Below are 24352 nucleotides of genomic sequence, written 5' to 3' on the forward strand. Positions count from 1 at the left end.
ATGATTGGCATGCAAAGTAAAGTGTTGTCAAGAACAGCCGGGTATCTCGCACTGGGTATGACCTTATCTGCGCTGGCAGCCTGTAGTGCGGCCCCAGCAGCCAATGATGCAAAGGGCACGGACAGTCAGCCGACTGCAACAGACAATAAGCCCTTTGCCTATAGCACGATGGTATCAACCTTTGCTGCGGTTCCCGACATGAAAAATCAATTTTGGACCAAGTTTCAGAAGGATAACAACCTGCAGCTGGCTATTGAATGGATTCCAGATGTCGAATTTCAAACGAAGCTGAATCTGGCGATGGCGACCGGGGAATTGCCGGATGTCGTATCCGCTCAGAACCCTCATGATATCGGTACATTAAACGCGGTAGATAAAGGGGTTTTTTGGGATTTGGGTCCAATGCTCGGGGATTTAAGCAAATATCCGAATCTGAAAAAGAACATACCCGAAGCAGCATGGAAGTATTCCAAATATAAAGGCACGTATTTCTTTATTCCGAGAGCCCGCTCTCAAATTAATACAGGCTGGATGATCCGCAAGGATTTGCTGGATGATGTTGGTCTGCCTTTACCCAAAACGACAGATGAGCTGTACACAGCGTTAAAACAGATCAAAGCCAAGGATACAGGCAACAAGCTGATAGGCACGCTGTTTTTTGAATCGATTGCTTCTTCCTTCGGCACCTTTACCCCACAATACAACAAAGAAGGCGGCATGTACCGTAATTTACTAAGCGATGCTTATACGGACATGGTGGATTGGTACCATAAATTATATGCGGACGGCTTGATGTCCAAGGAGTTTTCCGCAGTCAAAGGCCTTGAGCCGGATAATTTCTTCGGTTCCGGTAAAACGATATTTCATACCAAAAATTTCTGGCATCAATACCGGATGGATCAGGAAAATAAAAAGGTCAACCCCAAAGCCAGTGTAGAGCTGATCCCGTCACTAAAAGGGCCAGGGGGCTACAGCGCTTATTTGGAGCCGGGGTTTACAGGCGGTCTATTCATTTCCAAAAAAGTGCCTGAAGAAAAAGTTAAAAAAATTCTTGATGTTTTCAATATGGCAGCCAGCGATGAAAATTCCCAAGCGTTATTTTATGGATATGAGGGCGTCCACCATAAGGTGGAAAATGGAAAGTACATCATGACCGATATCGGGCTCAAGGAAATTCAAAGCTTTACGAATGATCCGTTTACAATTAAAAGAAACGAGTGGGATAAAGTAGACAGCCCGCTTGCCCCGATTGAAGTCGATTTGGCAAATCGCGAAAAAGTGAAGCCATTATATAAGGAGCTGACGGTCGATCCCTTCCGGATTATCCGTTCGACGACCTGGACGGCGGAATGGCCGAAATTTGCAGATGAATTTGAAAAGAAAAGAACGGAAGCCATTATGGGCATCATTACGATGGATCAATACAAGCAATATATTGAAGGCTTAAGGAATAACGCCGTATTGAAAAAATCGTTCGTAGAGCTTGCCGCAAGCTATAAGGAATACTTCGGGAATTAATCAACCCAGGTCAACGGAACGGACGAACGGGCGGCTGACAGCTGGCTGCACCTATCCGTTGACCCTCCCATTTTTTAATGGAAGGAGCATGATGATGGAAGTTCAAAAGGCTGAATGGAATAAAACGGCAGCAAACTCCCGGGAACGGGTCCGTTCGCGTTCAGCATGGTCGCAATATGTGAAATACAGGCATATGTATTTGCTGGTGATACCCGGATTTCTGTTTTTTACTGTATTTAAGATGGTACCGATGTGGGGCCTGCTGCTTGCTTTTAAGGATTACAGCCCCATTGATGGATTTGCTGCCAGCCCGTGGGTGGGACTGAAGCATTTTAACGAGATGTTTGCGGATGAGCATTTTTATATCATGCTGCGCAATACACTATTAATCAATGTATTCGGGCTAGTGTTCTTTTTTCCGCTGCCTGTGCTTTTGGCAATTATGCTCAACGAGGTTCGTCACGAAGTGTTCAAAAGGGTGAATCAATCGTTAATCTATATGCCGCATTTTTTGTCATGGGTCGTGATTGCGAGTCTGACCTTTTTCATGTTATCTGTTGATGTCGGCTTGATTAACAAGGTCATACGGGCTGTCGGTTTGGAGCCTTATTCCTTTCTGAATGACAGCAAGCTGTTCTGGGGAATGGTCACGGTACAAAGCATATGGAAGGATGCGGGCTGGGGAACGATTATTTTCCTGGCTGCCATAGCAGGCGTCAATCCGGAGAGGTATGAGGCAGCCGTTGTGGACGGCGCGGGTCGATTCAAGCAAATCTGGCATGTTACTTTGCCGGCCATACGCCCGACGATCGTCATCCTGTTAATCCTCCGATTGGGCCATATTACCGATGTGAATTTTGAGCAGGTTCTGTTGATGATGAACCCGTTAGTGCGTAATGTGGGCGATGTATTCGACACGTATGTGTACAATAACGGAATCCTCCGTGGTATGTACAGTGTGGGGGTAACAGTCGGATTTTTTAAAGGCCTTATTGGTCTGGCGCTGGTCATGGCCTCGAATTATATTGTCAAAAAACTGGGACACGAAGGCATTTACTAAAGGCTGGGGGAATCGACCATGAGCTTTGTGCAGCACAAAAAAATAACGCTTTTTGATATCGTGAATTATACGTTGTTGGCGATCATCTCGGTATCCTGTCTGTTTCCTTTTGTTTATGTGTTGAGCTTGTCCTTGACGGATCGAGCCGTGTATGTTCCATATACCTTCCATTTGTTTCCTGAAAAATGGTCTTTGGCTGCATATGCCTATATTTTGTCATCGGATAGTTTTCTGAATGCCTTGAACAGCACATTGTTTATTACGATTGTAGGCTCGATTTTAAATTTGGCTTTTACCTTTACGATGGCTTACGGCTTGACCGAAAAAAGATTGCCCCACCGGAAATGGATTTACGGGATCGTTGTATTTTCTCTGGTGTTCAGCGCAGGGTTAATCCCCGGCTTTTTTCTGGTTAAGGAGTTGGGCTTGATGAACTCATATTGGGCACTGATCCTCCCGTCGCTGACCAATGCATGGAGTCTGATCGTGGTCAAAAGCTTTATGGATTCATTGCCGGTAGAGGTGATGGAGTCAGCCAAAATCGACGGCTGTACGGACCTGGGTGTTTTTGGCCGTATCATCCTGCCGCTCAGCAAGCCGGCCTTGGCCGCATTTTTTCTGTTTTTTGCTGTGGCTCATTGGAACACCTACTTTAATGCTCTTATGTTTTTGACCGATTCCAAAAAATGGACGCTGCAGGTACTGGTCAAGTCGCTGGTTCTCGATAACCGCGCTTCAACCTCCGGCATGGAAGCCTCTATCGGCGACTCAGCCCCACCGTCGGAGACTGTCCGTTCCGCGGCGATCATCCTCGCGATCCTTCCCATCCTGTTCATCTATCCTTTTTTGCAAAAGCACTTTGCGAAGGGTGTCATGGTTGGTTCAGTGAAAGGGTAATCCTAAACGTGCTGTGGCGAAGTAAGCAAAGGTAATATTTGTAAATAATAGAATTGAGCAAATAAACGACTTAAGCCTTGCCCTGAATTGGGCGGGCTTATTTTTGTATTAAAAAAGTAATTTATTTCCATTTATAGGGTTTACAGATTGGATGCTTCCAAACCCCCTGGGTAATTTTATAAGATTGTATTAGCATCCGAAGCCTTCTTTTTTATAATATCTGAATGTATAAGTTTTCAGCAGAGCTGAATATTCTGATATTGCAAGAAAAGCAACCTATTGGACACGAACGTATCTTCACTGAATAGGCTTCGATCAGAAGCTTTTCTTATATCGTATTGTTTTCAAATCATGATATATTGAAGGAGCGGAATGAGCAGGTGTTACCGACAAGGTGCATAACCCGTGAAATTTAGTGGAAGGTGCTTGTGATAAAAATGAATACCTATGTCAGAAAGTTATTTCATCGCAGAAAGTTTTTCGTGAAGCTTTTAACCTACTCCTTGTTGATTGCCATCATTCCGAATATGGTTACATCAATCTTGGCTTATGTAAATGTCACGAAAGTATTCCGTCAGGAAGCCAGCACCAAAAACCAAGTTCTTCTGACTCAAATGAAAAGCGCGATGGAGATCCTCGTACAGCAAATACAAGAGAACAATAAGCAAGTCATTTATAATACGTCGTTTCGTAATTTCGAGAATTTTCCCAACGGGTATTATTATGAGAACTTGTCGGGTAATCTGAAAACAGAGGATTTGCCGACCAACTATTGGTATTTGAGAAACAAAGATGAAGCAGTAAACAGCATCAATCTGTTCAAACTGTCCAGTTCCTATGTGGATACGGTTTATTATTATGACCGTGACAAAAGCATCGTGTTAACTTTCGGCGGCGAAACCTTGCTCAAACAATACGACTATGGTTCCTTTTATGATAAGGACTGGTTTGATTCACTGGACCGATTCGATGAGCGTGGCATGGTTTTTCTCGATACCCGTCCAGCCATGCAAGCGAATCAAAGCTTGAAAAATGTGATCACTCTGATCATCCGTTCAAGTGTGTCCAATGCCTTCATTATTAATTTGGATGTGGACAAGCTTGAGGATAAGATCGTATCCAAGCTGTCGGATCAGGATAACCTGCTGATCGTCTCCCGGGAACGGGGATTGATTTTCAAATCCCACGGGGAGAAAACGACTGACGAATTGCTTGAACTCATCAAGGACGATACACGTGTGTTCCAAGATACCAATAATACCGTTATCCAAAAAAACATGCTGATCACCAGCACGTTCTCTCCCGAGCTTGGCTGGTCGTTCGTCAATTATACGAGTATGGACAGCTTGGAGCAAGGATTGAATTACTTGAAGCAGCAGATTCTCATGTCATCGTTGTTTTTGATTTTTGCGACCATTTTGATTGCCTTTTTATCTTCCAAAAAGCTGTACCGGCCTCTTCAGCAAGTGATGGATACGATGAGAGTACAAAAACAGAAAGCAGATGGCAGCTCCAAACCAGAGTTGAAGGATGAATTTCAAGACATTGCCGATTTCGTTCGGTTGACCGTATATGAGAAAGAACGGATCATTGACAGATTGCAGGAAAGCTTGCCTTACTATAGGGAAAAATTTATTCTTTCGCTACTGAAGCCGAGTACCCGGACAGAAGAAGAGATTAATGCCAAGCTTGATTATTTAGGAATCGAGTTTGAATTAGGTCCTGTCATTTGTTTTGTCGTATCCATGGATAACTATACTATATTGTTGGAGGCGGAAGATCCGAAAATTATTGATTTGTACCGAATCAAGGTCATTCATTTACTGCAGCAGTGCAATTATGACGGCGAACAGGTCCTGATCACTGAAGTGGAGGATGACAAGCTCGCAATTGTAATGACTATGGGAAACTTGTCATTGGATAATGTCTTTTTGATTGCTGAAGGTATGATGCAGCAGCTACAGGAATCAATGGGAGACGGATTTACAGTCGGCATTGGCAGTCCGTGCAGCGATATGTCCACACTTCCTGGTTCGTATCACGGCGCATTGGAGTCGCTGCAATTTAGATTTTTATATGGCGGCAATCAAGTCATTTTTATTGGTGACGTATCTTTGATTTCCAGTGGGGACCAGGATTGGTTCAAACAGTTGTCCGAAGCGTATGTCTCAAACATTAAATTGGGGAAATCGGAGGATGCTAAGCAGACGTTGGACGCCATTGTGGAGAACATCAAGGAGAAACGCATCCACTACAATGAAGCCCGTTCTTTCTTCGCACAGCTGCTCCAGGGTCTGCAGTATGGGATTTCGGCGATCGGAGGTAAGACGGATACGTTGTTCGGGCTGGATCCCTATCAGAAGCTTGCGAATAAACAGAGGATTGAGGATATTACCGACTGGTTCGAAGAACTTACGGATCGAGTGATTGTATCCGTGTCGGAAGAATTTAATGCCAAAGGAACCAATCATATTACCAAAATACTGGATATCATTGATGCGGATTTGAGCCAAGACCTGAGCTTAAATGCAGTTGCCAGCCGCTTGTCGCTCAATCCTTCCTATGTCAGCCGGTTGTTCAAGCAATTTGTTGGCAAGACGTTCGTTGAATTTGTGACGTCTCGGCGGATTGAACAGGGAAAGCTGCTACTGGAAACGACAGACATGAAGGTTGGCGATGTGGCCACAAGCGTTGGCTACCAGAATTCGTATTATTTTATTAAGCTGTTCAAAGAAGCGACGGGCATGACCCCTGGAGAATACCGTAAGCAGCACGTGCGGGAGTAATACAATCTTGATATCACTTTTATTAAAATCAAGGAAAGAAGCCGATTAGATGGGCACACACCACCATTTTCCGCATTAATCTTTTGACATGGTGAAACTACTATATATTTCATCGTTTTAAGCATGCTATGCTCTGATTGCGGGATGAAAGCGCTTCATTCAAGAAGGTCTTACTAATGACCGCGAACAAATGAAAACATATGGGGAGGTAAAAAGAGAATGAACAGAAAGTGGATTGGAACGACCGTTGCCGCATCAATGATGGTCACACTCGTTGCTGCGTGCTCCAACAATACGCCGGCTAAACCAGCGGCGGGAGGTACGGTTAAAGAACAGTCTAAGGACGCTTCCAAAATCGTCATTTATATGAACACGAATGCGATCTCCCGCAAACCGGAAGGCAGTGACCCGAAAGCGCTGGAAGAAGTGACGAAATATGTTAAAGAACAAACTGGCGTAGAAGCAAAGGCAATCATCCCTCCTAAAGGCTCCGAGAAGGATAAGCTGAATGTTCTGCTCGCCTCAGGCGACCAACTGGATGTCTTTCAAGGAGGCTGGGATGAATACAAACAGGCCATTATCCCACTGAATGATCTTCTGGACAAATACGGTCCCGACATCAAGAAGGCGTGGGACGCCGATGCTTGGAAGCTTATGACGGATAAGGACGGGAAAATCTGGGGTATTCCACGAATTATTACGACAGCTCCTTTCCCGCTTTGGGTTCGGGCTGACTGGCTGCAGAAGCTGAACCTCCCGATGCCGAAGACACTTGATGAATTCGAGAATGTGCTTAAAGCCTTCAAGGAAAAAGATCCAGATGGCAACGGGAAGGACGATTCCATTCCAATCCTGCTGGACGACCGGTTTCAATATGGCTTGGTCGGCGCTTTCACCGAGAACGGCTACAGCAATTGGATAGACCCAAAAGATAACAAACTGAAAATTCCCGAGCTGCAGCCAGGTTACGTCGATTTCTTGGCGAAGATGGCAGATTGGTACCAGAAGGGCTACATTTATCGTGAAACGTTCGCCAAGTATGATGTACTGGAAATGTTGAAGACCAATCGTGTCGGTGCGGTGGACATCTGGTATTCTAGTTTGACTGTTAATGCTCCGAAAGTAGCACAGACGGTGAAGGAGATGGACTATCAAGCAATTCCTGATATTAAAGGACCTAAAGGTTACTTCCAAACGGCATATCCTGGAACATCTTCAGCCATGCTCGTAACTAAATCTTCGAAAAGTCCGGAAGGGGTCATTAAATTCATTAACTGGCAGTATCAAAACGTGGAGAACCACTTGACTGCCTGGTACGGTTTAAAGGACAAACATTGGAAATGGGCTGACGAGGGCAAGAAGACCGTCGAGGTATTCAATCCAAGTCCATACGCCGGAGAGTTTATGATTACTCTTGGACTGGCTATGGAAAGAAAGTATGCTACGAATGATCCACTGCGGGTTAAGCACTCCGATTTCCTGAATAATGAATTAACCAAGTTTGACAAAGTGAAAATGCCTCTCGATCTCGGTGTCATTTATGACCAGATGGCTCTGAAGGAAAAGGTACCGAACGCGGGCGATTTGGATCGTCTCCGGAAAGAGGAAGTTATCAAGTTTATTATGGGTGCCCGTCCAATTAGTGACTACAATAAGTTTGTAGATGAGCTATACAAGGCAGGTCTTGATAAACTGATTGATTTCCAAACGGAACAGTATAACAAACAAAAGAAATAAGCCCATACTGCGTATCGGCAGGTTAGGTTTATCTGGACCTGCCGCATCGCCTTATTGAATGGCTGGATGGGAGAGTTACAACTATGAATTCACAGAGTATTGGAAATATTTGGAGAAGGCAGAAGTTTTATTATTTTCTGATGCTTCCCGGTCTGCTTTACTTCTTCATCTTTCATTACATTCCGATGTTTGGTGTATCGATCGCGTTTAAGGACATCACACCTTTTGATGGTATCGAGGGAATATTCGGCGGCGAGTGGGTAGGCCTCACACATTTCAAGCGTTTTTTCGATTCCTATTATTTTTGGAATGTGCTTGGAAATACCGTTATCATCAGTTTGTATAAACTGTTTTTTGGTTTTCCCGCTCCGATCCTGCTCGCTCTATTATTGAATGAGGTCACGAGCAAATGGTTCAAAAAAAGCGTGCAGACCATTTCTTATTTGCCGCACTTTATTTCCATGGTTGTTGTTGCCGGGTTATTGACCAATTTGTTGTCAACAGACAATGGGATTCTGAACGCCATTCTAAGCGCCCTCGGTAAAGAAGCAGTTTCCTTTTTGGGTGAGCCGGCCTATTTTCGAACCATCTTGGTCATTTCCGATGTATGGCAATCGATAGGTTGGGGCAGTATTTTATATCTTGCAGCCATGGCGGGGATCGATCCGCAGCTTTATGAAGCTGCCAAGATGGACGGAGCCAACCGTTTACGGCAAATGTGGCATATTACTTTGCCTGGCATTAGTTTTGTCGTATCCATTCTGCTCATCTTGAATGTAGGCAAGTTTTTGGAAGCCGGGTTCGAGCAGATCTTTCTATTGTATTCTCCGTCCGTGTATCAAGTTGCGGATATCATTGATACGTATGTATATCGGCAAGGCCTGCTGCAAATGCAATATTCTTTCGCGGCCGCCATTGGTGTGTTCAAAAATATTGTGGGTATGGTCTTAATTCTGCTCGCCAATTACATCGTCAAAAAAATGGATCAGCCTGGGCTGTGGTAAGGGGAGGGAAATACTATGATTAACAAAAGAGAAAAAACAACCCAATGGTTGATCTACATTGTCCTTGTCCTCGTATCTCTAGCCTTTTTACTGCCATTTTTGTCGGTTTTATCTACTTCCTTGGTTAGTGAAAAAGAGTGGATGCGGCGAGGTGCCTTTATTTTATTCCCTGAAGAGTTGGATTGGACAGCTTATCGGATGGTTTTATTCGATAGCACATTAATTTGGGGTGCGTACCAAGTTACTCTCTTCCGTGTACTGGTGGGAACAGCACTGAATTTGATTGTGACTGCCATGCTCGCTTACAGTCTGGCCCGCAGGGAATTGCCGGGGAAAAATATCGCCGTTACTTTCATTTTTATTACGATGATCTTTCACGGCGGTTTAATCCCGAGTTATTTGCTTATCAAGTATATCGGTTTGCAAAATTCGTTATGGGTATTAGTTCTGCCATCGCTTGTTAGTGCGTGGAATACGTTCATTATGCGCAATTTCTTCATGTCGATTCCGATTGAGCTTGAGGAATCAGCCGTAATTGACGGCGCCTCACCAGCTAAAGTGTTAATGAAGATCATTGTCCCTTTATCGATGCCGTCGTTTGCTACTATCGGGTTGTTTTACGGGGTTTATCATTGGAATGAATGGTTTCAAGCCTCTATCTATCTGAATGATACACACAAGTATCCGGTTCAGGTGTTCATGCGCAATATATTACTCAGCGGTTCACTTCAAGATGAACAAATGGATTTGACGAATGAATTACCGCCTGCCGATACACTGAAATCAGCAGTCATTATGGTCAGCACTTTGCCTATTTTATTGGTATATCCATTTATTCAAAAGTATTTTGTAAAAGGCACACTGGTTGGTTCCGTAAAGGGATGAGCTGGATGAAATTATTGGTTGGAACCAATTGGGAGGAAGTCATAAAATGAAGTTTGATTTGCACACACACCATCATCGCTGCGGGCATGCAGTCGATGAAATTGAGAGTTACATCCGCTCCGCTATCGACTTAGGTTTGTCGGCAATCGGGATTTCAGATCATTCTCCATATTTTGCCGCAGAAGAGGACCATCCCTCACCAGGATTGGCGATGGCGAAGAGTGAGTTTCCAAAGTATATCGAAGAGGTGGTGAAGCTTAAGAAGCAGTATGAAGGTAAAATTGAAGTTTTAGTAGGTGTGGAGTCGGATTATTTTACGGATTCGATAAAGCTGTATGCGGACATATACCGTAAATATCCCATCGACTATCTCATTGGATCTATCCATATTTCGGGCGGCAAGCATATATCGGATAGAGGTCTGTGGACGGTGCTTGATGAGGAGCAGTTGGAACTGGAGAAATTCATCTATTTTGACCTGCTGCAGCAAGCAGCCAAAAGCGGCGTGTTTCAAATTATTGGCCATATGGATTTAATCAGACGATATTATAAGGATTTCATGCAATCATGCGGTCCGCTAATTGAAAAGACGATGCAGGTATTTGCAGAAACCGATGCGGTGTACGAGGTCAATACCTCAGGGATCGAGCGTGGGGAAGGGATTAATCCGTGCCGAGAGGTGCTTGAAATAGCCAGTCATTATGGAGTTAAAGTCACCTTTGGCTCCGATTCGCACCGACCTATGCGGGTAGGGGAGCATTGGGATTCAACAATCACCTTATTGAAGCAATTGGGCTATAAGGAATTGATCATGTTCCGCAACCTTAAGCCTGTAAGTATATCGATTTAATGCGAGTGCGAGGGGAAATAGCGATGAAACAGCAGCATGCTTATCAACCTGAGACGGGATATTTGCGCATCAAGACCTTCAATCTGAACTCAAAAGAACATACGTCATTGGGTGTGCCGGTGGAAATGCCTGCCGACAGCTTCCTGTTCAGCTACTTCCAAGCGAAAAGGACGTTTCATATCCTGATGGATGCAGGCAAGAAAAACCAGTGCCAGCAGATCATTATCCCTTATTTGCTGGAGTCTGGCATTACACGAATAGATATGGCAATTCTCACCCATCCCCATCAGGATCATTTTGGCGGTTTCATTGATATTTTGGAGCATCCGGACATTGCTGTTGACCAGATCATTTATGCTCCCGTATCTGAAACTGACGTCGAAAAAGGCGGGGTAGCCGATCAAAACTATGATAATTGGCAGCAATTTGATGCTGTCCTTCAGCGAAATAAGCATCTCCATCGAGCTATTAGTAGAGAGAATATTGGCGAGCAAATCCGGATCGATGCTGATTTGTATTGGGACATCATCGATGTTCCGTTGTTTCAGCAGGATGAAATGGAGTCAAGCGTTAATTTGAATAACTTGAATTTGGTATTGAAGCTAAGCTTTAAAGAGTTTACCGCACTGTTTCCAGGTGATTGCGCTGCACAGCAGACGGAAGGCATCCTGCAGTCTGCTGCCAGCAAGCAGCTGTCCAAGTTGTTCTTGCTTAAAGCAGCACATCATGGTGGAGACCAATCCATTAACCGGGAATTGATAGAAGCTTGTGATGCACGGGTGGTTATCATCCCGAGTAATTATTATATTGTTGAAAACAAGGCCGCTTTTGCTGCAAACAACCATCTTTATAGTAAAAATGGTGCCAAAGTGTTCAGAACGGATGTATTCGAAACGATCGAATTAACGACAGACGGCTACAGTGTGACCTGCAGTGCCGAAGCACAGGACTACAGCGAAACCGTATATTTTTCGTCATGCAGCCGCAATTAAAAACAATAAACTTTTAGTTATGGAGGAATTTTATATGAAAATCAGAGGTATTGCACATCGTGGTTATCCCAAGAAATTTCCAGAGAATACATTGTCGTCGTTTCAAGCAGCTTGCGATTTAAATTTTACCCACCTGGAACTGGATGTTCACTTGAGTAAGGATGGTGTTCCGGTTGTTACCCATGATTATTCCATTGACCGCTTGTCCGACGGGAAAGGATTTATTCGAGATTATACGCTGAAGGAATTGAAGCAATTCTCAATTGAAGGGACGGAAACGATCCCGACGCTTGAAGAGACGATGGATTTGCTCAAGGGTAAAATTAAAGTGCTTATCGAACTGAAGCAGGCCGGTGACATGTATCCCAATCTGGAGGAAGCAACGCTTAACGTCGTTTACAGTACAGATACACTGGAACAGTCACAGATTATATCGTTCGACCATTTCTCCCTCATGCGGACGAGAGAGCTTAATAAGGACATTGAATTAGGGGCGCTTTGCAGCGGTAATATGCCGCACGTATTCCCTTTTATGAAAGAAATGCGTTGTACCTTTCTGGGTTCACAGCTTAAATTCCTGACACCGGCGTACGATAAGCTTATGAGAGATAATGGCATTATTTGTGGTCCCGGAGTGATCAACTCTATGGAAGAAATGGAGATCATTGCGGACAAATATCCGGCCGCATTGGTTACGACCGATGAACTGGAGCGTTGGGCTGACTTATATAAAAGCAACCCGAAATTGCGTCTCGAGGTTTAATCATTGTGCCGGTTCGTATGAGGTGTGGTTATATGACTGGATGAAGGAGATAGAGCAATGAAAGCAGCCGTACTCAAAGAAGCTCACCAGATTGAAGTTAAGGAATGGAAAACAACGGAGCTTAAACCCGATGAAATGAGGATTCAAGTCAAAAGCTGCGGCATTTGCGGCACAGACCAGCACATTTATCACGGAAATCCAGGCTCCGCAGCCGTAACCCCACCGATTGTGCTCGGCCATGAGCTGGCTGGTATCGTCACAGAATTCGGGGAGCACGTGAAGCCATTTAAAGCAGGAGACCGGGTATCGATAGACCCGAATATGTACTGCGGAAGCTGCCGATATTGCCGCAATGGCCAATCGCATCTATGTGACCACCTTCAAGCTGTTGGTGTTACACGTGATGGAGGCATGGGTGAATATGCAATCGTACCCGCTGCGAATTGCTATTTGCTGCCGGATTCGATGAGCTTTGCGGAGGGGGCAATGGTTGAGCCACTTGGCTGTGTGCTACATGGCTTCAAGAAAGTCGACATTCGCCCGATTCATTCCGTGCTGCTGATCGGTGGTGGCTTTATCGGACAATTATTCCTGCAATTGGTGAAAAAGCAAAGTGCAGCAAGGATCGTGGTTAGTGAGCCTGCTGCAGAAAAGCATAAGGCGTTGTTGGCACTGGGTGCTGATGAGGTCGTGCAGCCAACCGCTTCAGTAATGGAGCAGCTCAAGGGAGAATTCGACGTAATCATTGAATGCGTGGGACGCAAGGAATCGATGGAGCTTGCCATTGAAGCTGCAAGAAAGGGTGGGCAGGTGCTGCTATTTGGCGTCGCCAATCCGTCAACGCAAATCCAAGTGTCACCTTATGCGATTTTCACCAAGGAGCTTTGTATATTCGGTTCCTTTATTAATCCACATACGCATGAAGAAGCAATCGCTCTGATTGACCAAAAGATCGTCAAGGTGGAGCCTTTAATCAGCCATCGATTTCCGCTAAGGGAAGTACCGCAAATCATGGGTAATTATGCAGGAATGAATGTGACCAAAGGGGTCATCGTTTATTGATTTAGAAAGCGAGAAGAAAGAAGTGAACACGTTGAACGGAATATCCAGCATTTGGTTCATTAGCAACGGTGAGCTTCTATGGCGGATGGTGCTTGCTGTTGTTCTCGGTGGATTGGTTGGCATGGAGCGTGAATGGCATAACCATGCAGCAGGCTTCCGTACACACATTTTGGTATGTTTGGGGTCAGCCACCATTATGCTGCTCTCGATCTACGGCTTCTCCGAGTTTGTTGCGGAGGTCAACGTACGGATTGACCCTGCCCGTTTGGCGGCTCAGGTCATTAGCGGTATTGGTTTTCTTGGAGCTGGCGCTATTCTCCGTAACGGTTCTTCTATTAAAGGGTTAACTACGGCAGCCTCGATTTGGGTTGTAGCAAGCATAGGCTTGTGCGTTGGCGCGGGGTTCATATACCCTGCCTTTGTTGCGACGCTTCTGGTTCTTATCAGCCTTCTTCTGTTAAACAAATGGGAGAAGTATTTGCTAAGGCACCGCCGAAATAATGATGTCACGGTCAAAGCACATGATGATCCCGGTATGCTTGGAAACATTGCTTATAAATTCAGTGAACAAGGCATTCAAATCATAAATGTAAAAATGACGCATGATTTGGATCAAATGGATGACGAAGACGGGAGAGCGAAAACCCAATTCTATTTTAACCTGCAGGTTAAGGATCGGAATAAAATCTTATTGGCGGTCGAGCAGATCAAAGGACTAGATTCCATTCTTTCAGTTGAAACTAGTCCTGGCCATGATAGGGTGAGGGTTCACCAACGATTGCCTATGTGATCGTTATAAATGGTGTAGGAAGTTACTTGCTTAAGGGGGATTTACGTCAATGATTTTGGGTGCAATTGAAGCCGGGGGTACGAAATTTGTTTGTGGATTAGGCAATGAGCACGGTGAGATCATAGAACGTGAGAGCTTTTCTACAACAACACCAGACGAGACAATGGAACAGGTTGTTCGTTTTTTTAAAAATAAGAAGGTTGAAGCGATTGGTATCGGTTCTTTTGGTCCGGTGGACTTGAATAAAAAAAGCACTACCTATGGTTATGTGACAACGACACCGAAGCCCCATTGGAATCAATACCCTATTTTGCAAGAACTTCAAAAACATATTCATGTCCCAATCGGTTTTGACACAGATGTTAATGCAGCAGCTTTAGGAGAAGCACAGTGGGGAGCGGCAAAAGGGCTGGACAGCTGTGTATATGTCACGATTGGTACTGGAATTGGGGCTGGAGCCATCGTCGAGGGGAAATTATTGCATGGCTTGCTCCATCCAGAAATGGGGCATACCCCTGTAAAACGGCATCCGGAAGACAAATATGCAGGAAATTGTCCCTATCATCAGGATTGTTTGGAGGGAATGGCTACAGGTCCTGCGATTGAAAAAAGATGGAGTCAAAAAGGGCATAATCTACAGCAAAATGATCAGGTCTGGGAGTTTGAAGCTTATTATTTAGCCCAAGCAGTAACGCACCTCATCTATATTCTTTCACCCAAAAAAATCATTCTGGGTGGTGGTGTCATGAAGCAAAAGCAACTATTCCCTCTGATCCATGGCCAAGTTACTCAGATGTTAAACGGCTATGTACAGATGGATGAGCTTGTCTCAGGAATCGACCGCTACATCGTATCACCTGGTTTGGGCGACAATGCTGGGCTTAGTGGAGCATTGGTGCTTGCCGAGCATGAGCTTCTTCAGCTGTAAGACCGTCGGCTGATCGCTCGCAATCCTGTTATAGATTATAATGCAATCCCCCGATCCAAAAAGGCATTGCCAAATCGAGTTTTTCTAATTTTAAGGCTATCACCCACATATGATGATACTAATCGCAACGTGGGGGTGACTGAGTATGCCTGGACTGTTCTCGGCAATAGCTTTGTTGGCAGCCGGGAATCAACATTCGCGTAATTTACTCGTCGAACATAACTTACGTCTCGTCGCGCTCAACTACGCAATACTCAAATCTGCATGCTCGTGGGACAAACTGTAATGAGATCGAGGATCATAATGAAAGAGTGAATCCTATGGATTAATCATTGCAATAATAAGCATAATATGGTGTATTAGTTTTGTTCGGAAGCACTGGTAAAAAATCTCCAAGCAGAAGTGAACTGCAAGAGGGTTTTTCTCATGTGTCCATAACGATAGGGTGCATTGAGCCTAAACAAGAGCTTTCAATCCATATGGATTGAAGGCTTTTTTTATTGTACGCCTACCATTGGCGTCATCTCTAGGGTGAAAGTCCCGATTGGGGGTTGGCAAGCTCCTACCATTAGCCATGAGCAAGGGTGTCCGTCGCGAGGTGGAATCTGAAGGAAGCTGGAGAGTTGTCATGTTTATTTGATTAATGATGCTTCGACAAGCGAAGTGGCCAATATCATTGATTGGCTGGGAAACGGTTGTAATGTCTAATAAGGAAGCCCAATCCACATCATCAAACATCACCAGACTGATATCATTCGGGAACGAGAGACTTAGTTCTTTGCAAGCTTTTACAGTATCTCTTGCAATAATATTGGTACCTGCAATAATGGCTGTTGGCTTTATATCATTTATTCTTCGTATGATCATATCTCTTGCGTCCAAATCTTTGTCTAAATACATGATGTTGGAATCAGCAACAGGCAAGTTTTCTTCTGCGAAAGCTTTTGCATATCCTTCAGTGCGCTGGGCGCTGTAGTTACTAGGGTTGCGGCTGTCTCGGTATATTTGGCTATCCACGCCTAATTGCAAGAGGTTGCTAGAGCTATTGATTGCCTTCTATGATCGGGAGTCGTTTATTCCAAAGGGAAAACTTGCTGGCGATGCCTTTCGAGGGATGTATTATGCGATGCTGAGAAACCGTATCCCGTTTGATTTGGTTCATGTTGGCCGCATGGAAGAAGAGGTTTTATCGAGGTATAAAGTATTGATTTTGCCCAATATTGGTGCACTTTCCGACGATGAAGCCGAAAACGTGCGTAAATTCGTACAACGTGGCGGTTCGGTGATCTCTACTTATGAAACAGGTGTCTATGATGAATGGGGCCAGCAAAGAACAGTAGGAGTATTGGATGACTTGCTTGGGATAAGACACCGTTCCCCAGCATAGGTCGATTAGGTCATTCGTACGCCCATCTTCATGGTTCACATGAGCTTCTATCCGGGTTGGAAGAAACCGAAGTCACTCATAACAGCGAATATATGTGTCCTGTACAAGCGAAAGAGGGAACAGATACATCTCTTTTAACTCTAAGTCCACCTTATATCAGCTATCCGCATGAAATGGCTTACAGTCTCGTCGGAGATAGTGGATTGCCTCTAGTTTTGCTGACGGAGGGAGTCAAAGACGAAGGTCGCCGTGTATATTGGTCTGGTAATATTGATGCATATTTCTACACTACGAATTCGCCTGATTATGCACAACTGCTGCTTAACTCCGTGCGTTGCGCATTCCCAGGAGAACAGAGGGTGGAAGTAACCGGACCGGGATTAATCGAAATGCATCCATATCGGCAGGATGGGAACTTGCAAGTACACTTGGTCAACTTAACCAATCCAGACATTTGGAAGGCTCCGGTACATGAACTTTTGCCTGTGGGACCACAGACAATACGGATTAAGATTCCAGAAGGATATACAGTCGCTTCAGAAGCAAAATGTCTTGTGTCTGAGCGTACTTTGCCAGTGACAATAACCGTGGACTGGGCAGAAGTTCAGCTTACCGAGCTGTTGGATCATGAGATCGTTGTCTTTTATCTGTAACCAATATATCCAGGTCTTTCACGTGTGCCAGTCGGCCAACATATATATTTTCGGTGAACCCATCTTTAGGACCGCGAATAACGGATTGGGACGAAGGCTCCTCTACGGCTCTTTGCATCCATTTGGAAGTACTTGCGGATATGCCCCGATCCCAACCCTCTGCAAGAATAACGGTATCCCGCTGTATATAGCTGATATAAGGCCATCTATTTTATTAAAGGTATTTGTGGCGCTGACCGTAAGAATCTTATTTTTAATGACCGCAAGTGAATCGAATAAACTTCTCTGTTGAACTGTGTTTACTTCTGCATCGGACATGATCGGACTTAGTGTGTTCATGTTATAATGACCTCAGTCTTAGTTAGGCCCTTTATATAAACAATAGCCATTGGCAAACCATTTGCTCCTTGAAACGTGCGAATCGTAATATCCGAACTGTTCCCAGTTAACGTTAAGATTTTTTTGATATTTTGCTGAAGGATGTTCGAAAGTAATTCAGCCTTATCGGTGTTTACCTGCAAAAATTTGTTCATCAATAGCATCCACCTAGAAGTATAATCTAATAACTGTAAATTTTCCTTAAATTAGAGAAATTATGAATTCGGTAGTTAAAGAACTCAAGAATCAACAATTTACATGGATTCCAATACTTTCATGGAGAGTTTTTGAAGGAGCATAAGCGTACCTATTTCCTTTTCCAAAGTAATTGTCCCATCACACGACTTCATTTTAATCAAGTTACCATGGATCTAAGAGCTTTGCACCACAACCGCTTGAAACATCTCTACGGACTGATTTTTTCATCAAAGGCCGAATTCTATATCAGCTGGAGAATACCTTTACAGATATTGGCGAATGCAATCACAATGCTAAAAGGCTAGAATGATAGCAAGGTGATACTATAAAAGGAGCATTTTTTGTGAAAAGCATTCAAAGCCGTTTATTAATCATGCTGCTTGTTTTTATTATTCTTCCGTATTTTCTGTCCATGCTGTTGATTTATCAACAAACGAAAGAGAATGTGGAGCGTCATGAGCTTGAGAACAGCCGCGAGCAAATACAACAAGCGTCCGAAGATCTGGGGCAATACTTTGAAGACATCGTTAATCTTCCGTATATTTTATACCGAAATCCCGACTTGTTCATGATTTTCGAAAAAGGCTTCGAAAGCTCCCTTTATTCCAACCAACTTGAAATCTATAAAGGCATGACAACCTTTTATCTGATGAGGAGCGAAATTAGGCAGGTTCGGTTATACATCGAAGAAGGAAAAAACTCATTTACGGTTTATAATGCGATGATAAGTTCCCGTAAGCGGCAGCCGGATTTATTGAAACAAGCTTCTATTCAAAAGCTAATGAACTCTGATTCGAACTTTCTAATCGAACCGCCTCATCAGATTGAAAATTATAACAATACATCAATTATGCCCCAATCGGACAAAACGATGGTTTTGACGATTCATCACAAAATCTTGGATGCCCTTTCGAAAGAATTTCTCGGTATCATCACGATAGACATCGATTTGGATAAATTTGCTCGTATATCTAATCATTTTCTTCAAAAAAATGAAGAATCCGTATTGCTTTCCGATTCGGATGGTCATGTCATCTATGCAAGTGATGAAGCCATGATTGGCAAGTCCGTCCCGACAGAATTACAAAAGGAAATCAATCAGTCGGCTGCAGGCGCACAGTTTTCGAACGGCGATATTATCTTTTCCAGAACGTTGTCGGAACCGTTAAACCAATGGCACTTTGTTAAGATAACCCCAAGCAAATTTTTATTTAAAGACGTGAGGAAAACCGCCTACACTAACATCATCGTGGGTGTCATCGTGGGAGGTCTGGGCTTGATAATGATAGCCATTATTTCATACAAGATTACTCGTCCAATCAAGCAGCTTAGCCGAAAAGTGCTGAGCATTGAAGGAGGGAATATGAATGTTCCGTTTGACGATAAGAGGGAAGATGAAATCGGCAATCTGGAAAGGCACATCAAGGAAATGATGAACCGGATCAATCGTCACATCGACCGTGAGTACAAGTTGGAGATTGAGAACAGGAAGAACCAGCACAGGGCGCTAAAGTCCCAGATTAATCCTCACTTTTTATACAACTCCCTTCAATCCATTGGTGCGGTTGCCTTATTTACCGAATCTCCGAGAGTATACGAATTGGTAGTCTCCTTATCCAAAATGATGCGGTACTCCATTCGTGTGGATCAAAAGGCCACGGTTCGGAGTGAAGTGGATTATGTAAGAGCGTATTTGAGCCTTCAAGAGGAGCGTTTTCAAACCGATTTTAGCCATTCCATCGATATACCCACAGACCTTCTTGGTATTTCGGTTCCGAGTATGATTTTGCAGCCGCTCGTTGAAAACTTCTTTAAACACTGTTATGAAGAGGGGGGCGAACAAGCTCACTTGCGTATTTCCGGTGAAGTACGAGGTGGATATTTGAATCTGGTTGTGGAAAATAACGGTCGCAGTATGACGAATGATGAGCTGACGGCATTAAAAAATAAAATCTACACGCCGGCTCACGAAGGGAACTACTCGCTTGAGCATATCGGCTTGAAAAATATTCATGACCGCTTGGTTCTTAATTATGATCCGACTGCGGGAGTTGCACTCGATTCGATGCAGGGACAAGGGTTTTCCGTGCGGCTAGTGATTCCACTCTACCTCAAGGAGGATTGACGTAATGAAAGCTCTTATCGTGGATGATGAGTTCAATGTAAGGAAAATCATCCGGTTTATGGGAAAGTGGCAGGAACACGGGATTACCGAGATTTTGGAAGCCAGAAATGGTGAAGAAGCAAAAGCGTTGATTGATCTGGAATGTCCGGAAATCATCATGACAGACGTGAAAATGCCCAAAAAGAACGGGATTGAGTTGATCGAGTGGTTGGATGCCAACTCCTATCCGGGAAAAGTGATTTTAATTACAGGGTTTGACGACTATTCCTTTATGCGTAAAGCGATTAAGCACGGCATCTTCGATTATTTGCTGAAGCCGATCGAAGATGAACTGCTAAATGAAACACTTGCGGGAGCGGTAGAAACCTGGAAAAAAGAAGAGGAAGAACGCTGTAATATGGAGCCGGGCTTCCATGAAGAGGTCAAGAAGTTTCGCTTAAACAGGGGGATTACTTCAGCTTGTAACGGAGAACATTTTGATTCCGACGAAATTGCCTTGTCTCTTCCCCAAGCGGATGCATACGATCTTACATTGATATATTTTTACCAAACCCAGCATTCGGATCCCTACCTCCAGCATTTGACCGATGAGCTGGTTATTCGGGAGTGGGGGAATGCCTTTGCCCTTCAGAACGACCCAAATGTCTGTGTGATCCTTTCTGTCCACGGCCAATTTTTCCCGATAGAGGAATGGATTACCAAGTACATTGATATTCCCGTTCGTCTGGTTAGCGGCCTTCCACTGACATCGCTTACAGAACTTCCGTTATCATTTCAAGCAGCGCAAAGGGCAATGGCCGAGCAAAACTTCAGAGCCATACATCGTTTGACGGATTTGGATGATGCCAGGCGTATGCATGACATTGTTGCTTTTGTAGATGAACATTATATGCAAGAGTTAAGTTTGGACAAATTGTCAACCCTGTTTTTCCTGAGTCGGGAACATATCTCGCGACGATTTAAGCAAGAAATAGGAATGACCTTATCAAACTACGTTATTCAATTAAGAATTAAACAAGCTAAGCGGTTGTTAAGCCAAACGAACGAGAAAATGTACTCGATTGCATTAAAGCTCGGGTATCAGGATGAAACTTACTTTTCGAAGTTGTTTAAAAAAATGGTTGGCATGACGCCTCTTAAGTATCGGATTGAGGAGAGAAAACGGGACATAACGAAATTGGGATTGACTCATTAAAGTTATACATGTAGGGGGAAATCATGAAAATCAAGGCTTTTCAATGCATCTTGGTTGGGCTGCTTAGTTTATCGATTTCTGCTTGCGGGGTGGACAATCGTTCGGTGAAGCAAATGGATACCAGGAGTCTTGATCAGAAAATCACTTTGGAGATACTTAATCCCAAAGTGGAAATTTCCACGCAGTTCGAACAAATGGTAAAGGAATACGAGAAGGAAAATCCGAATGTTAAACTGAATATTTTAACATTTGGCGGAGGGGCAAACTACCTTGCCGAATTAAAAGCAAGATTTGCAGCAAATAAAGGACCCGATATCTTTCCTAACGGCGGTTACGAAGAAGCGAAGTCATGGAAAAGGTATCTAGAGGATTTATCCGATCAGCCGTGGGTGGAAAATGTGTATGATGAGGCTCTTAAGCCGATGAAGATAGACGGGAAAATTTACGGGATGCCTATAAATTTGGAAGGCTACGGCTTTATTTATAATAAGGATTTATTCGCAAAGGCCGGTATCGACACACTGCCAAAAACGCTTACCGAATTAATGGTAGTGGCGGAAAAGTTGCATTCCGCAGGTATTACCCCCTTTGCAGTCGGATATTCAGATAGTTGGTTTTTCGTTCTTATGTTGAATATTGCTTTTGCCCAACAGGACGACCCGGACGCTTTTATTCAAGCTTTGAACGACGGGACGCAAACAATCGAGGGGAACAAAAAGTTCGAAGATCTGACTCGAATGCTGGATTTGACTGTTCAATACGGCAATAAAGATTTTCTGACGACAGACTATAATACGGAAGTCTCTTTGTTTGCAACCGGTAAAGCGGCGATCCTTAAACAAGGGAATTGGGCTCAATCTAAGATTGATCAAATAACGCCGAATATGAGTATCGGTTTTTTGCCCATGCCGATTAATGATGACTCCAGAAACGATGCCTTGCCGGTGGGTGTATCCAATAACTGGGTCGTAAATAAAGAAGCTTCGCAGGAGAAAAAGAAAGAAGCCAAGAAATTCTTAAACTGGATGGTTTCTTCGGAACAAGGCAAAACATTTATGAAGGAACAATTCCATTTTATATCTGCGTTTAAAAATATAGAGACGGACCGATCAGGACCGCTCGCGGACGATATTATTCGTTACTCAAATGAGAAAAAAACGTTGTCCTGGAACTGGTTTAAATTTCCTTCGAGGGCAAGAGATGAGTTCTGCTATGCTATGCAAGCGTATGTAGGCAAACAACTTAGCCGCAATCAATTGCTTCAGGAACTCCAAAAATCCTGGGTAAAGGCTGAGCAGAAATAATTAGCTCTTCGCTCTACTGGGGGGTACAGCCACAAAAATTAGAATTATAACCCTTTTGTCTCTGAAGTGTAGTATCAGGGAGGTAAGGGTTATTTTGTGTTTGTGATCGATTGGTCCTGAGATCCTATAAGGTTCGCAAATAATTGAATCAATATAAGCCTGAATATCTATCAATGTACGACATGTTCATAACTTTTCCTTTGCATTAAAATACAAACTGTAGACAGAAAAAAATATGAAGTAGAAAAGGAGTTGTAAGATTATGAACATCAAAAAAATTATTAAACGAGCAGCAGCAGTAAGCTTGACAACAGCAATGTTGGTAGGAGGTGGTGCTCAAGCTTTTGCGAAAGAAAAAGACAGTATGGATTACAAAGAAAAATATGGTTTTTCCCATATAACACGCTCTGACATGCTGAAAATACCTACCCAACAAAAGAGTGACCAATTTAAAGCACCTGCATTCGATGCATCAAAAGTTAAAAACATCCTTTCGGCAAAAGGTTATGATGAGGTGGGCAATCTGATAGATTTAGATGTTTGGGATAGCTGGCCGCTGCAGAACGGTGATGGAACGGTAGCAAATTATAATGGCTACAATATCGTGTTTGCTTTAGCTGGAGACCCTAAAAGAGGATGGGACACGTTTATTTACATGTTCTATCAAAAAGTAGGCGACACATCCCTTGATAGTTGGAAGAATGCGGGCAGAGTATTTAAGGATAGTGATAAAAACGTCCCCAATGATACGATTCTAAACAATCAAGCAGAAGAATGGTCAGGCTCTGCAACCTTAACCTCGGATGGAAAAGTTCGCTTATTTTATACAAATCGCCATCCTTGGTCACCCGATTCCGGGTTTTATGGCAAACAGACTTTAACAACAGCACAAGTCAATGTATCCCGACCGGATATGAGTACGCTTAAAATTGATGGCGTTGAGGATCTCAAATCGATCTTTGATGGTGGAGACGGCAAAATCTATCAAAATGTTATGCAAGGTATCGAAGCGGAGAACTATTCCGATAACCATACTCTAAGAGATCCTCATTATGTGGAAGACAAAGGTCATAAATATCTAGTTTTCGAAGCGAATACGGGGACAGAGGTTGGTTACTCAGGAGCAGAATCGTTATATAATAAAGTTTTCTATGAAGGAAGTGAAAAATTCTTCCAAGCTGAAAAAAATAAACTGCTGCAAAGCCCTAAGAAGCGTAGTGCTGAGTTAGCTAATGGCGCACTGGGTATTATTGAATTAAACGACGATTATACGCTGAAAAAAGTAATGAAACCGTTGATTGCATCGAACACAGTAACAGATGAAATCGAACGTGCCAACGTATTTAAAATGAATGGTAAATGGTACTTGTTCACAGATTCTAGAGGATCTAAAATGACTATTGATGGGATAGGTAAGAATGATGTATACATGTTAGGATATGTGTCGGATTCCTTAACCGGATCATACGAACCGCTAAATGGAAGCGGACTTGTTTTAAACATGAATCTTGATCCTAATGATCTTACTTGGACTTACTCCCACTTTGCAGTACCGCAAGCTGATGGCAAAAATGTGGTCATCACAAGTTACATGACGAATAGAGGTATTTTTGCAGATAAGAAATCTACCTTTGCGCCGAGTTTCTTGCTGAATATTAAAGGATCCAAAACTTCTGTTGTAAAAAATAGTATCCTTGAACAAGGGCAATTAACGATCGACAGCAAAAACAACAAACCATACCAAACCAACGTTCAAGATAGCGATGATGATGAATAACAAACCATTTTTTGTGGAAAAGCAGCCTAAACATAAGAAAAGAAAATGCTGATTGTATATCGG

The 24352-nt window shown here is 43.5% G+C and carries 22 protein-coding genes; 19 read left to right on the forward strand and 3 right to left on the reverse strand.

Annotated features, from left to right (window positions below; all coding sequences use genetic code 11):
• Positions 1-9: 9 nt before the first annotated feature.
• From BK127_RS15945 to BK127_RS16005, 13 genes are all read left to right on the forward strand, one after another.
• Complete coding sequence (locus BK127_RS15945) at positions 10-1518, forward strand: extracellular solute-binding protein (protein WP_076231846.1); 1509 nt, start codon at positions 10-12, stop codon at positions 1516-1518.
• A gap of 94 nt (positions 1519-1612) precedes the next feature.
• A complete protein-coding gene (locus BK127_RS15950) occupies positions 1613-2578 on the forward strand; it encodes an ABC transporter permease (protein WP_305954303.1) in 966 nt (321 codons plus the stop codon).
• 18 nt (positions 2579-2596) lie between these two features.
• The gene (locus BK127_RS15955) at positions 2597-3475 is read left to right on the forward strand and encodes a carbohydrate ABC transporter permease (protein ID WP_076231850.1); all 879 of its coding nucleotides are present in this window, start codon (positions 2597-2599) and stop codon (positions 3473-3475) included.
• 437 nt (positions 3476-3912) lie between these two features.
• Positions 3913-6261 (forward strand): AraC family transcriptional regulator, encoded by a 2349-nt coding sequence (locus BK127_RS15960; protein WP_076231852.1) that lies wholly within the window; start codon positions 3913-3915, stop codon positions 6259-6261.
• A 219-nt stretch (positions 6262-6480) separates the two neighbouring features.
• On the forward strand, positions 6481-7998 hold the full coding sequence (locus tag BK127_RS15965; RefSeq protein WP_076231855.1) for a type 2 periplasmic-binding domain-containing protein: 1518 nt from the start codon (positions 6481-6483) through the stop codon (positions 7996-7998).
• Positions 7999-8081: 83 nt separating this feature from the next.
• Entirely contained in the window at positions 8082-9002 is a 921-nt protein-coding gene (locus tag BK127_RS15970; protein WP_076231857.1) for an ABC transporter permease, read from the forward strand.
• Between the two features lie 15 nt (positions 9003-9017).
• A complete protein-coding gene (locus BK127_RS15975) occupies positions 9018-9887 on the forward strand; it encodes a carbohydrate ABC transporter permease (protein ID WP_076231859.1) in 870 nt (289 codons plus the stop codon).
• Positions 9888-9933: 46 nt separating this feature from the next.
• Entirely contained in the window at positions 9934-10737 is an 804-nt protein-coding gene (locus tag BK127_RS15980) for a histidinol-phosphatase (RefSeq protein WP_076231861.1), read from the forward strand.
• A gap of 23 nt (positions 10738-10760) precedes the next feature.
• Positions 10761-11729, forward strand: coding sequence for a ComEC/Rec2 family competence protein (locus tag BK127_RS15985; protein WP_076231863.1), 969 nt, complete (start codon positions 10761-10763; stop codon positions 11727-11729).
• Positions 11730-11763: 34 nt separating this feature from the next.
• The gene (locus BK127_RS15990) at positions 11764-12492 is read left to right on the forward strand and encodes a glycerophosphodiester phosphodiesterase (RefSeq protein ID WP_076231865.1); all 729 of its coding nucleotides are present in this window, start codon (positions 11764-11766) and stop codon (positions 12490-12492) included.
• A 57-nt stretch (positions 12493-12549) separates the two neighbouring features.
• A complete protein-coding gene (locus BK127_RS15995; protein WP_076231867.1) occupies positions 12550-13554 on the forward strand; it encodes a zinc-dependent alcohol dehydrogenase family protein in 1005 nt (334 codons plus the stop codon).
• Between the two features lie 85 nt (positions 13555-13639).
• A complete protein-coding gene (locus BK127_RS16000; protein WP_179097504.1) occupies positions 13640-14344 on the forward strand; it encodes an MgtC/SapB family protein in 705 nt (234 codons plus the stop codon).
• A gap of 49 nt (positions 14345-14393) precedes the next feature.
• Positions 14394-15272, forward strand: coding sequence for an ROK family protein (locus BK127_RS16005; RefSeq protein ID WP_076231871.1), 879 nt, complete (start codon positions 14394-14396; stop codon positions 15270-15272).
• Positions 15273-15728: 456 nt separating this feature from the next.
• On the opposite strand, the gene BK127_RS16010 is transcribed toward BK127_RS16005, so the two are convergent.
• Positions 15729-16301: a substrate-binding domain-containing protein gene (locus BK127_RS16010; protein WP_076231873.1), complete on the reverse strand. Its 573-nt coding sequence runs from the start codon at positions 16299-16301 to the stop codon at positions 15729-15731.
• 4 nt (positions 16302-16305) lie between these two features.
• On the opposite strand from BK127_RS16010, the gene BK127_RS16015 reads away from it, so the two are divergent.
• Both BK127_RS16015 and BK127_RS16020 read left to right on the forward strand, forming a co-directional pair.
• Entirely contained in the window at positions 16306-16659 is a 354-nt protein-coding gene (locus BK127_RS16015; protein ID WP_179097501.1) for a beta-galactosidase trimerization domain-containing protein, read from the forward strand.
• 92 nt (positions 16660-16751) lie between these two features.
• Positions 16752-17312: a hypothetical protein gene (locus BK127_RS16020; RefSeq protein WP_179097502.1), complete on the forward strand. Its 561-nt coding sequence runs from the start codon at positions 16752-16754 to the stop codon at positions 17310-17312.
• On the opposite strand, the gene BK127_RS45685 is transcribed toward BK127_RS16020, so the two are convergent.
• Positions 17269-17508, reverse strand: a complete 240-nt coding sequence (locus BK127_RS45685) for a spore germination protein (protein ID WP_083689345.1) — start codon at positions 17506-17508, stop codon at positions 17269-17271. The two genes, BK127_RS16020 and BK127_RS45685, sit on opposite strands and share 44 nt — an antisense overlap.
• Before the next feature lie 139 nt (positions 17509-17647).
• The gene (locus tag BK127_RS16030) at positions 17648-17845 is read right to left on the reverse strand and encodes a hypothetical protein (protein ID WP_076231880.1); all 198 of its coding nucleotides are present in this window, start codon (positions 17843-17845) and stop codon (positions 17648-17650) included.
• Positions 17846-18231: 386 nt separating this feature from the next.
• Between BK127_RS16030 and BK127_RS16035 the strand changes: the two genes are divergently transcribed.
• The 4 genes from BK127_RS16035 to BK127_RS16050 all read left to right on the forward strand — a co-directional run bounded on the left by BK127_RS16035 (position 18232) and on the right by BK127_RS16050 (position 24289).
• A complete protein-coding gene (locus tag BK127_RS16035; protein ID WP_076231883.1) occupies positions 18232-20013 on the forward strand; it encodes a cache domain-containing sensor histidine kinase in 1782 nt (593 codons plus the stop codon).
• 4 nt (positions 20014-20017) lie between these two features.
• Positions 20018-21208, forward strand: coding sequence for a response regulator transcription factor (locus BK127_RS16040; protein WP_076231885.1), 1191 nt, complete (start codon positions 20018-20020; stop codon positions 21206-21208).
• 23 nt (positions 21209-21231) lie between these two features.
• On the forward strand, positions 21232-22512 hold the full coding sequence (locus BK127_RS16045; RefSeq protein ID WP_076231887.1) for an ABC transporter substrate-binding protein: 1281 nt from the start codon (positions 21232-21234) through the stop codon (positions 22510-22512).
• A gap of 262 nt (positions 22513-22774) precedes the next feature.
• Positions 22775-24289, forward strand: a complete 1515-nt coding sequence (locus BK127_RS16050) for a glycoside hydrolase family 68 protein (protein WP_076231889.1) — start codon at positions 22775-22777, stop codon at positions 24287-24289.
• Positions 24290-24352: the final 63 nt, after the last annotated feature.

It is taken from the genome of Paenibacillus sp. FSL H7-0331 (genome assembly GCF_001956045.1).